Source organism: Candidatus Methylomirabilota bacterium (assembly GCA_035764725.1).
GTDB lineage: Bacteria > Methylomirabilota > Methylomirabilia > Rokubacteriales > CSP1-6 > DASRWT01.
In genome coordinates this window covers 1-11,369 of record DASTYT010000025.1, presented here as the reverse complement: position 1 = coordinate 11,369, position 11,369 = coordinate 1, and the positions used below count along the sequence as shown (strand labels likewise).

The 11,369-nt window shown below is 68.5% G+C and carries 10 protein-coding genes; 8 read left to right on the top strand and 2 right to left on the bottom strand.

Features of this window, described 5'->3' with window-relative positions; genetic code table 11:
* The 7 genes from VFX14_03780 to VFX14_03750 form a co-directional block, all read left to right on the top strand.
* Positions 1–636 (top strand): potassium-transporting ATPase subunit KdpA (locus tag VFX14_03780; protein HEU5188789.1); only part of this gene is annotated, 636 nt, incomplete at its 5' end.
* A gap of 12 nt (positions 637–648) precedes the next feature.
* A complete protein-coding gene (gene kdpB, locus VFX14_03775; protein ID HEU5188788.1) occupies positions 649–2,718 on the top strand; it encodes a potassium-transporting ATPase subunit KdpB in 2,070 nt (689 codons plus the stop codon).
* 12 nt (positions 2,719–2,730) lie between these two features.
* Positions 2,731–3,300, top strand: coding sequence for a potassium-transporting ATPase subunit KdpC (kdpC, locus tag VFX14_03770; protein ID HEU5188787.1), 570 nt, complete (start codon positions 2,731–2,733; stop codon positions 3,298–3,300).
* A 12-nt stretch (positions 3,301–3,312) separates the two neighbouring features.
* Positions 3,313–4,275: an outer membrane beta-barrel protein gene (locus VFX14_03765; GenBank protein ID HEU5188786.1), complete on the top strand. Its 963-nt coding sequence runs from the start codon at positions 3,313–3,315 to the stop codon at positions 4,273–4,275.
* A 99-nt stretch (positions 4,276–4,374) separates the two neighbouring features.
* Positions 4,375–5,139 (top strand): DUF4118 domain-containing protein, encoded by a 765-nt coding sequence (locus tag VFX14_03760; protein ID HEU5188785.1) that lies wholly within the window; start codon positions 4,375–4,377, stop codon positions 5,137–5,139.
* Positions 5,136–7,835, top strand: coding sequence for a sensor histidine kinase KdpD (locus VFX14_03755; protein HEU5188784.1), 2,700 nt, complete (start codon positions 5,136–5,138; stop codon positions 7,833–7,835). The genes VFX14_03760 and VFX14_03755 overlap by 4 nt, the downstream gene beginning before the upstream one ends.
* A complete protein-coding gene (locus VFX14_03750) occupies positions 7,825–8,541 on the top strand; it encodes a response regulator (protein HEU5188783.1) in 717 nt (238 codons plus the stop codon). Before VFX14_03755 ends, VFX14_03750 begins: the two co-directional genes overlap by 11 nt.
* 28 nt (positions 8,542–8,569) lie before the next feature.
* On the opposite strand, the gene VFX14_03745 is transcribed toward VFX14_03750, so the two are convergent.
* The gene (locus VFX14_03745) at positions 8,570–9,700 is read right to left on the bottom strand and encodes a DGQHR domain-containing protein (protein HEU5188782.1); all 1,131 of its coding nucleotides are present in this window, start codon (positions 9,698–9,700) and stop codon (positions 8,570–8,572) included.
* Positions 9,701–9,885: 185 nt separating this feature from the next.
* On the bottom strand, positions 9,886–10,353 hold the full coding sequence (locus VFX14_03740) for a TMEM165/GDT1 family protein (protein HEU5188781.1): 468 nt from the start codon (positions 10,351–10,353) through the stop codon (positions 9,886–9,888).
* A gap of 130 nt (positions 10,354–10,483) precedes the next feature.
* Between VFX14_03740 and VFX14_03735 the strand changes: the two genes are divergently transcribed.
* The coding region (locus tag VFX14_03735; protein HEU5188780.1) for an ABC transporter substrate-binding protein at positions 10,484–11,369 on the top strand (886 nt) is incomplete at its 3' end.

Sequence of the window (11,369 nt, the reverse complement as noted above, 5' to 3'; positions counted from 1 at the left end):
GACTCGTTCACGCCGCTCGGCGGATTGGTGCCGCTCTTCAACATGGAAACGGGCGAAGTCATTTTCGGCGGTGTCGGCGCCGGCCTCTATGGCATGCTGGTCTTCGTCGTCCTCGCCGTATTCATCGCCGGTCTGATGGTGGGCCGCACGCCCGAATACCTCGGCAAGAAGATCGAGGCCTACGAGATGAAGATGTCATCCCTCGTGATCCTGATCCCGCCGGCCCTGGTGCTGATCGGCACCGCGATCGGGGTCGTGACCGCCGCAGGCAAGGCGGGGATAGCCAACCCCGGCATCCACGGTTTCAGCGAGGTGCTCTACGCGTTCTCCTCGGCGGCCAACAACAACGGCAGCGCGTTCGCCGGGCTGTCCGCGAACACGCCGTTCTACAACACCGCGCTCGGCTTCGCGATGCTGTTCGGTCGGTACTGGCTGGCCGTCCCGGTGCTGGCCATCGCGGGGGCGCTGGCCCGGAAGAAGCTCGTGCTAGCCGGCGCCGGCACCCTGCCGACCCACACGCCGCTGTTCGTGGGGCTACTGGTCGGCGTGGTCATCCTCGTCGGTGCTTTGACCTTCGTCCCCGCGCTCGCGCTCGGACCCATCGTCGAGCACCTCACCCTGATCGCTGCGAAGTGAGGTCCTGAAGCCATGGCGAGTACGGTCAAGCACCGGCTGTTCGATACCGCGATCATCAAGCAGGCCATCGTCGACTCGTTCCGCAAGCTGACTCCGCGACGTCAGGTGCGCAACCCGGTCATGTTCGTGGTGTACGTGGGATCCATCCTCACGACCCTCCTGTGGCTCCAAGCCCTCATGGGCATGGGAGAGGCCCCAGACTGGTTCATCTTCTGGGTGTCGGTGTGGCTCTGGTTCACCGTGCTCTTCGCCAACTTCGCGGAGGCGATGGCGGAGGGGCGGGGGAAAGCCCAGGCGGCGTCGTTGCGCAAGGCGCGCCGTGAATTGCAGGCGAAGCGTCTCGCCCGGCCGCAGCGGGGCGCCTCGATCGAGCGGGTCTCCGCCACCTCGCTCCGCAAGGGGCACGTGGTGCTGGTCGAGGCCGGCGACTTCATCCCGGTGGACGGAATCGTCATTGAGGGCGTGGCCTCCGTCAACGAGAGCGCCATCACCGGTGAGAGCGCGCCGGTCATCCGCGAGAGCGGCGGAGACCGCAGCTCGGTGACCGGCGGCACCCAAGTGCTGTCGGACTGGCTCATCGTGGAGGTGACCGCGAATCCCGGCGAGGCGTTCCTCGATCGGATGATCAGCCTTGTGGAGGGCGCCAAGCGGCAGAAGACGCCCAACGAGATCGCGCTGGATATCCTCCTTGCGGCGATGACCATCATCTTCCTCCTCGCCACCGCGACGCTGCTGCCGTACTCCATCTACAGCGTGAGCGCGGCGGGGCAGGGGACGCCGGTGACCGTCACGGTGCTGGTGGCGCTCCTCGTGTGCTTGATCCCCACGACTATCGGGGCGCTCCTGTCCGCCATCGGCATTGCCGGCATGGACCGCATGATCCAGAAGAACGTCATCGCCATGTCCGGCCGGGCGGTAGAGGCGGCGGGTGACGTGGACGTCCTGCTCCTCGACAAGACCGGGACCATCACGCTCGGTAATCGTCAAGCCACGCAGTTCTACCCTGCGCCCGGCGTACCCGAGCGCGATCTCGCCGACGCCGCCCAGCTCGCCTCGCTGGCCGACGAGACGCCTGAAGGGCGCAGCATCGTGGTGCTGGCCAAGGACAAGTACGGAATCCGCGAGCGTGACGTCGAGAAGCTCGGCGCCACCTTCGTGCCGTTTACGGCACAGACGCGGATGAGCGGGGTCAACCTCAACGGCCGTCAGGTCCGCAAGGGCGCCGCAGATGCGATCGAGACCCATGTCCGCAATCTCGGAGGCGTTGTGCCGCCGGAGGTGCGCGCGGCCGTGGATACGATCGCGAAGGCGGGGGCAACCCCGCTCGTCGTCGCGGACGGCAAGAGCGTGCTCGGCGCCATCCAGCTCAAGGACATCGTCAAGGGCGGGATCCGAGAGCGCTTCATCGAGCTCCGGCGCATGGGCATCCGCACCGTGATGATCACCGGTGACAACCCGCTCACCGCGGCGGCCATCGCCGCCGAAGCCGGCATCGACGACTTCCTCGCCGAGGCGACGCCCGAGGCTAAGCTCAAACTGATCCGCGAGACCCAGGCCGAGGGTCGCCTGGTGGCGATGACGGGCGACGGCACCAACGACGCGCCCGCTCTTGCCCAGGCCGACGTCGCGGTGGCGATGAACTCCGGCACCCAGGCCGCCAAGGAAGCCGGAAACATGATCGACCTGGACTCCAATCCTACCAAGCTGCTCGAGGTGGTGGAGACCGGCAAGCAGATGCTCATGACTCGCGGCGCCCTGACCACGTTCAGCATCGCCAACGATGTGGCCAAGTACTTCGCGATCATACCCGCCGCGTTCGCGTCCACCTATCCGGTCTTGAACGCGCTCAACATCATGCACCTGGCCACGCCGGAGAGCGCCATCCTCTCCGCCGTCATCTTCAACGCGTTGATCATCATCGCGCTGATTCCGCTGGCGCTGAAGGGCGTACGCTACCGGCCGTTGGGCGCCGCCGCCGTCCTGCGTCGTCATGTCTGGATCTACGGCATCGGTGGCATCATCATCCCGTTCCCGGGCATCAAGATGATCGACATGATCCTGGTCGCTCTGCGGCTGGTGTAGACGAGACCCGCCATGTTCACGCAGCTACGCCCCGCGATCGTCCTGCTCGCCGCGCTCTCGGTGCTGACGGGTCTCGCCTATCCGGCCCTCGTCACCGCCATCGCCCAGGTGGCGTTCCCGTTCCAGGCCAACGGGAGCCTGATCACCCGCGACGGGAAGGTGGTCGGCTCGGCTCTCATCGGCCAGCCGTTCGACGACCCCAAGTATTTTTGGGGGCGGCCGTCGGCCACATCGCCGTTCCCCTACAACGCAGCGGCGTCCTCGGGATCGAATCTCGGGCCGACGAATCCCGCGCTGCTGGACGCGGTGAAGGGGCGCGTGGAGGCCCTGCGCGCCGCCGATCCCGGGAACACCGCGCCCGTTCCCGTTGATCTCGTGACCGCCTCGGGGAGCGGGCTGGACCCGCACATCAGCCCCGCGGCCGCGCTCTATCAAGTGCCGCGCGTCGCGAAGGCACGCCAGCTCGATTCGGCGGCGGTACAGGCGCTCGTGGAGCGGCACACGGAAGGCCGCACCCTCGGAATCATGGGCGAGCCCCGGGTGAACGTCCTTGCCTTGAACCTCGCGCTGGACGCCAAGTAGTGGGCGCCCCTGTTGGCGGCGCTGCTGCTGGTCGGCGTCACGACCGCCCCCGCCTTCGCCCAGACGCCGGCGCCGGGCCCGGCCGCTCCGGCGGCGGAGGCGCCGAAGGAGCCGGAGAAGCCCAAGACGCACTGGGAGGAGCACAAGCTCTTCGCCTACATCGAAAACAGCTACACGTTCAATCTCACGGGGGCGGGGCCGGGCGCCACCAACGAGCTGCGCTTCTACGACTTCGACGAAGGGTACACGTTCAACATGGCGGAGTTCAGCATCAAAAAGGACCCCTCGGAGAAGTACTGGTGGGGGTACGGGCTGGTGGTCACCGCGAGGCTGGACGCGCAGAAGAACCACTCGCTGGGCATTTTCCGAGGGGACAACGACACGTTCCCCTTCCGCAACACACCCAAGTACGACTTGCAGGAGGCATACCTCTCGGCGCGGATCCCGATCGGGGAGGGGTTGATCGTCAAGGGCGGGAAGTTCGTAACGTTGCTCGGGTACGAAATCATCGAGTCGCCGAACAACCTGAACTTCTCGCGGAGCTATCTCTTCACCTTTGCGACGCCGTTGACGCACACCGGGGGCCTCCTGTCCTACACGTTCTCGGAGCAGTTCAGCGTGACGGCGGGGGTGGTGCTGGGGTGGGACAATAGCCGCGACAACAACAACGCGGTGTCGTATACGGGGCAGTTCGCGCTGACGCCGATCAAGGACCTGACGGCGAACCTGAACTGGATCGTGGGGCCGGAGCAGAACGACAACAAGGCCAATCAGCGGGCGGTGCTGGACCTGGTGGTGAACTACACCGGGCTCAAGAACACGATCCTGAGCCTGAACGCGGACTACGGGTTCGCGGAGTACCGGCACGACGCCGCGTCGGAGAAGGTGTTCAAGGCCAGGACGTCGCGGCCGGACGCCTCGCAGGGGGTGTCGCCGCAGTCCAAGACCCTGGACACGATCTCGCTCAGCCTCTAGTACTCGTTCTTTTAGCGCTCGGGGATGCGCTGGTGAAGGCGACGGCGCCGTGATGCAATAGAAGCCCGACTGAGTCGGCGCAGCCGGAAGGAGGTCTACATGGACAGGGACGAACGGCTGGGGGTCTGGCTGCCGCTGGGCGCCCTGGGCGCGATCGCGCTCGGAATCGTGCTGATCCCCCTCCGGTCGGTGGCGTCGGCATCGAATCTTGCTTTCGTCTTCCTCGCCTTCACGATCATCGTGGCCGAACTCGGAGGCCGCATTCCAGCCCTCCTTACCGCCCTCATGGCGACGATCAGCCTCGACTTCTTCCTCACCGAGCCGTATCTCTCGCTGACGATGGACAAGACGGACGACGTGATCGCCTTCGTCGCCCTGGCCGGCTGCGGCCTGATCGCCGCTGCCTTCGGCACGCGGCGGGAGCGACTGTCAGAGGCCGCGGGGCGTGCGGCCAAGGAGCTTGACGTGCTGCGGCGGCTGGTAAGGCAGGTGCAGACCGGCGCGGACCCCTCGGAGGCGCTCGTCGGCCTTCAGCGCGCGTTCGGCTTTCGCGCCATGGCCGTGCGCGAAGAGGGAGGTCGGGTGCTGGCGTCCGTCGGGGTCGTGCCGTCCGGTGATGCCCCGGTGGCCCTGTCGCTAGATTCCTTCTTGCCGGTCCACGACGTACGGCTGCGGTTCGGCGCACATGGGCTGCGATTGCCTCCGAGCGGCGGCCGCATTCCTCTGGTGAGCGACGGGACCCGCTTGGCCCTAGACGTATGGGAAGGCGGGGAGCAGGGCCTCAATCTCGACGAGTGGCGCGCGTTCGCGATCGCGGTGTCCATTCTCGGACTCCGCTTCGCGGGCGCGCATCGGGCGCCTTGACCGAGCACCGCCGCGACCCCGACGCGCTCCTCGCGCGCGCCAAGGAGGAGGAGGCGCGCAAGCGCCAGGGGCGGCTCAAGCTCTTCTTCGGCGCGGCGGCGGGAGTGGGGAAGACGTACGCCATGCTGGAGGCGGCCCGCGAGCTCCAGGCCGACGGCAGGAACGTGCTGGTGGGTGTGGTCGAGACACATGGCCGCGCCGAGACCGCCGCCCTCCTCGAGGGGCTGCCCGTCCTGCCGCCCCGCCTCGTCGAATACCGGGGGGCGACGCTCAAAGAGTTTGATCTCGACGGCGCGCTCTCCCGCCGCCCCACAGCCATCCTCGTGGACGAGTTGGCCCACACCAACGCCGAGGGCTCCCGTCACCGGAAGCGCTGGCAGGACGTCCTCGAGCTGCTCGACGCGGGTATCACCGTCTACACCACGCTCAACGTCCAGCACGTGGAGAGCCTGAACGACGTGGTGGCGAAGATCACCGGCGTGGTCGTGCGCGAGACAGTGCCGGACTCGGTGCTGGAGCGGGCGGACGAGATCGAGCTGGTGGACTTGCCCCCCGACGACCTCCTGGAGCGGCTGCAGGAGGGGAAGGTCTATATCCCTACCCAGGCGCAGGAAGCCATCGAGAACTTCTTCCGCAAGGGCAACCTGATCGCGCTTCGCGAGCTGGCCCTGCGGCGTACCGCCGAGCGGGTGGACGCGCAGATGCAGGCATACATGCGCGACCACGCCATCGCGAAGACCTGGCCGGTGGCCGAGCGCATCCTCGTCTGCGTGGGCCCGAGCCCCTTCTCGCCCCAGCTCGTGCGGGCTGGACACCGCCTCGCCCACCGGCTCGGCGCCCAGCTGATCGTGGCGTACGTGGAGACGGCGGCCCATGCGCGGCTGTCCCAGGCTGACCAGGACCGCATCATCCAGACCCTGCGGCTCGCCGAATCGCTCGGCGCCGAGACGGTGCGGCTCAGCGGCCCGACGATGAGCGAAGAGATTCTTGCATACGCGCGCGGGCGGAACGTCAGCAAGATCGTCATCGGCAAGCCCGCCCGCTCGCTCTGGCAGCGCATCCTGCTGGGATCCATCGTCGATGCGCTCGTCCGGGGCAGCGGTGAGATCGACATCCACGTGGTGAGCGGCGAGGGGGAGCCGGCGTCGGGCCGGCCGCTCCGGCCGCGCCCGCATGTGCCCAACTGGGCCTCCTACGGCCTTGCTCTGGCAGCGGTAGCCGTGAGCACTGGCATCGCCTGTGCGATGTTCGGCCACTTCGGGCTCTCCAATCTCATAATGGTCTACCTGCTCGGGGTTGTCGCGGTGGCCGCCCGCACCTCACGCGGCCCGACCGTGGTGGCTTCAGTGCTGAGCGTGCTCGCCTTTGACTTCTTCTTCGTTCCGCCCTACCTCTCCTTCGCAGTGTCCGACACCGAGCACCTCCTGACGTTCTTCGTGATGCTCGTGGTGGCGCTGGTCACGAGCGGCATGACGGTGCGGATCCGCGCGCAGGCCGCGGCGGCCCGCCAGCGCGAGCGTCGGATCGGCGCTCTCTACAGCATGAGCCGGGAGCTCGCCAGCGGCCGCGGAGTGGACACTCTCCTCGAGACCGCGCTGCGGCACATCAGCGAGGTCTTCGCGGGCCAGATCACCGTGCTGCTGCCGGATGCGGCCGGGCATATGGCCCCGCGGCTCTCGAAGCCGGAGGGCGTCGAGCTGAGCGGCACCGATCTCGGCGTGGCGCAATGGACCTACGAGCACCGGGAGGTGGCCGGGCTGGGGACGTCCACCGTACCGGGCGCGCGTGTCCTCTGCGTCCCCTTGCTCGCCTCGCGCGGGGCGGTCGGTGTGCTCGCGGTGGTGCCGCCCGAGCCGCATGCGTTCGACAATCCCGAGGCGCTCCATCAGCTCGAGACCTTCGCCAACCAGACCGCGCTGGCCATCGAGCGCGCCCAGCTCGCCGAGGAGGCGCAGGCGGCGGAGCTGCGGGCGGAGACGGAGCGCATGCGCAACTCGCTGTTGAGCTCGGTGTCGCACGACCTCCGCACGCCGCTGGCCACCATCATCGGCGCTTCGAGCGGTCTCCTCGAGGGCGGCGAGCGCCTGGCCGCGCCGACGCGGAGGGACCTCGTGCGCTCCATCCACGGAGAGGCGACCCAGCTCGACCGGCTCGTCAACGAGCTGCTCGAGATGACGCGGCTCGAGTCGGGCGCCGTCACGATCAAGGCGGAGCCGCAGGCGCTGGATGGGATCGTCGGCTCCGCCCTGCATCGGCTGGACCAGCTCCTCCGCGATCGTGTGGTGCGCGTGATCCTGCCCCCCGATCTCCCGCTGGTCCGCATCGACGCCCTGCTCATGGAGCAGGTGTTCATCAATCTGCTGGACAATGCGGCGCGCTACTCGCCGCCCGGCTCCCCCATCGAGGTGGCCGCCTCGGTGGCCGGCCTCAAGGTCGTGGTGGAAGTGAGCGACCGAGGGCAGGGGTTCGCGCCGGGCGAGGAGGCGCGCGCCTTCGAGAAGTTCTACCGAGGCCGGTCGCCCAGCACGCGGGGAGTGGGCCTGGGGCTGGCGATCTGCCGGGCCATCGTGGAGGTGCATGGCGGCACCATTACCGCGGAGAACCGCCCCGGTGACGGCGCCACCATCCGGTTCACGCTCCCGCGGGAAGAGTCGCCCTCGCTGCCGGATCCGACGGCTGTCGTCGATGCCTGCTAGCGCGCCCGCGTCCATGCCGGGGGCCGTCGTCGTCCTCATCGAGGACGCGCCCGAGATCCGTCGCTTCCTGCGCGCGAGCCTCGTCGACCACGGCTATCGCCTGGTGGAGGCCGAGACGGGGCGCGAGGGCCTGCAGGCCGCGGAGACCCGGCAGCCGGACGTCATCATCCTGGACTTGGGGCTTCCCGACATGGAGGGGCTCGACGTCATCCGGCGGCTGCGTGAATGGACGGCGGTGCCCATTCTCGTGCTCTCCGCCCGCGGCCAGGAAGTCGACAAGATCGCCGCGCTGGACGCGGGCGCGGACGACTACGTGAGCAAGCCCTTCGGCGTGGGAGAGCTGCTGGCGCGCCTGCGCGTGCTGTTGCGAGGGGCGGGCCGGGCCGTGCGGGACATCGACGAGGGGTTATACGAGTCCGGTGACCTCGTGGTGGCCTTCGCGCACCGCCGCGTGGCCGTGAAGGGGCAGGATGTGCACCTTACGCCCATCGAGTACCGGCTCCTCACCACGCTAATCCGCCACGCGGGCAAGGTGCTCACTCACCAGCAGCTCCTGAAGGAGGTGTGGGGACGGCCCTACGCGGATCAGCCACACTACCTCCACGTGTATATGGCGCAACTGCGGCGGAAAATCGAGGGGGATCCGGCGCGGCCGCGACACTTGCTGACCGAGCCGGGAGTGGGCTACCGGCTCGCGGAGGAGTGAGGACGCCTGCCGCGCTGCCTTCGTATCGCTAGCCCCGCATCGCCTCGCGGAGCTCGCGGGTGAGGGCCTCCACGGTGCCGCGGGTGCCGCCGGCGAGCTTGGTCTTCCACTCGCCCTCGGTCTCGAAGCGGCGGTCGCGCAGCCGCTCGCCCCAGGGCTTCACGGCCTCGCGGATGGCGTTGTAGTCGAAGGCGTCGCGCTTGAGCTCGCGGGCGCGCGCCATCACGTCCGGGGCCACGCGGATGAAGGCGCGGAGGGCGGCGACGGTCTTGATGGAGTACTTGCGCCCCGCCCACGCGGTCGGGAACACCCCCGCCACCGCCTTCATGTAGTTGAGGAAGAAGCGCTTGGCTTCCTTGCGCAGCTCGCTCGTGCGAGCGCCGCCGCCGATCTTCTCCACCGTCTCGAGGAAGTCCACGATCTCTTCCGCGAGCGGCGCCTGGGACACGCGCCCGCGGCCGGTGCCCAGCATCTTGATCTCGCCGGCCAGCGGCGAGGTCTGGTCCTCGTTGAGCGAGCGGATGACGTCGTGGGCGAGAGCCTGGTTGGGATCGGGGTAGAGCTTGCGCCCGGCGAGGCTCACGATGTGCGACGGGTTCAGCCGCGTGTGCTTGGCGTTGATCGTGACGAAGAGCTCCACGATCTGCCGCGCGTCGAGGCGGTCGAAGAGCACGGCGGGGACCTCGATGCCGAGGTTCTCGCCCGCCTGGGTCAGGGCGTGCAGGGCGAGGAGGCGGTGCTGGCCGTCCAGGACGCGAAGGACCCCGTGCTCCTCGGGGATCTGAAGCAGGCCGAGATCGTGCTGACTCGCCATCGGGGTGAAGGTGAAGCGCTTCTCGGAGGTGATGATGACGGCGCCGGGAATGGCGGGCAGCGTCCCCGCCTCCTTGCAGTCGCGGTAGTAGCTGACCAGCTCGTCGATCTTGCGACGGATCACCGGGCGCTGATAGGCTGCCTCGCTCTCGCCGATGCGCTTTTCGAGCATTTCCCAGTTCACGCGGGCGCGGTTGGCGCGCTTGGCCTTCGGGGCGGGGGCGTCCTTGCCGGCATAGCCGAGGACCTCGAACTTCACCAGGCGGTCGATGTCCTTGGCGGAGAACGACGCCTGGAAGAACTCGACCCCGAATTGCTTCACCCTATGCGCCGGAACCGTGATCATTCGCCCTCCTACCTCCGTAGGGGCAACTCCGCCTGTGCGGGGCGCGGCGTTTGGGAACTACTGTACCTTAAGCTTAAACCCCTGTCAACATTGTAGGTTTTAGCCCTGCCACGCCGGACGGGCACCACCGGGTGGGCCCGGGCGACAATCCATCCACAAGCGGTGGGTAACGTGGGGACAGACGCCTAGGCCCCGCGGAACGCAGAGGCCAGCGCGAGCGCGCCGAAGAGCCCGAACAGGGTCGCCGCCGACCAGCGCAGATAATGCATGGGGAGCCGCGCGGCGAGCGCGACGCCGCCGAAGACGGCCAGCCCATTGGCGGCGAGCATGCCGAGCGTGGCGCCCACGGTGACCGCCCCGCGCTCGCGCGTGCCCGGCTCGGCTGGGCGGTCGGGGATGAGGGTCCAGACGCGGAAGACGAAGAATCCCAGCGCGACGCCGACGGCGAGCACGCGCGGGGCGACCGCGCGCGCCACGCCCTCGCCGACCGACGCGGCCAGCGCGCGATTGGCGAGGGTGGCCACGAGCACGCCCGCGAGGACGGTCCACGGCCGCCGATAGCGCGAGGCGAGGGTGAGGGCAAGCAGCTGAGTCTTGTCGCCCATCTCCGCGAGGGCGACGAGCAAGAACGAGCTCCACACTACGGCAGGCACCCCGCGACGATACTGCGCGGCCGCCGCGCGCGTTGACCTTCCCGAAGGCGGGTGCTAGCCTGACCGCGCTTTTTCGCCTTCCCTGACCACGACGCGAGCAGTCCCCGGAAGCTCTCCAGGAGGATTCGCAATGAGCGACGACAGAGGGCGCAGGATGAACCGCTCCATCACCCGGCGCGGCTTCCTCGGGACGCTCGGCGCGGCCACCGCGGCCGCGGGCTTTCCCGCGGTGGCGCGCGGCCAGGCGCCCGCGCCGGTGAAGGTGGGGTACATCCTGCCCGTGACGGGCCCGCTCGCCTTCGAGGCCCAGCTCGCGCTGAACGGCATCCTGCTCGCGGTGGACGAGATCAACGCCTCGGGCGGGATCAAGTCGCTCGGCGGCGCCAAGCTCACCCTGCTCCCCGGCGACACGCAGAACAAGGTCGAGCTCGGCAAGTCCGAGGCGCAGCGCCTCATCGACCAGGGCGTCGTCGCGCTGATGGGCCCGTTCTCGAGCTTGGTCGCCTTCTCCGTGCGCCAGGACACCGAGAAGGCGCGCACGCCGTTCCTCCTCCTCGCCGCCGTCGCCGACAATCTCACCGAGGGCGGGCTCCGCTACACGTTCCGGATGCAGCCCAACGGCAGGGCCATGGCCACGCTGACCGTGGACAACATGCTGGAGATGGCGAGGGCGGCCAACGTGCCGATCAAGCGCGTCGCCATGATGCACGAGGACGGGAACTTCGGCACCACCATGGGCAATCACGTCGAAGCCTTCGCGAAGACGAAGGGCTACGAGCTGGTGCAGCGCGTGCCCTACAACCTCCGCTCACCCGACTTCACCGCCGAGCTGGCCAAGGTGAAGGCGGCCCGGCCCGACCTCCTCGTGATCAGCGGCTACTACGGCGACTCCAAGCTCATCGCGGAAACCGCGGCCAAGCTGCGGGTGGGCGTGAACGCGCTGGTGGGACTCGCCAACGCGGCGTACTCGAACCCCCGCTTCATTGCCGAGAACCGCGAGCTCACCGAGCAAATCT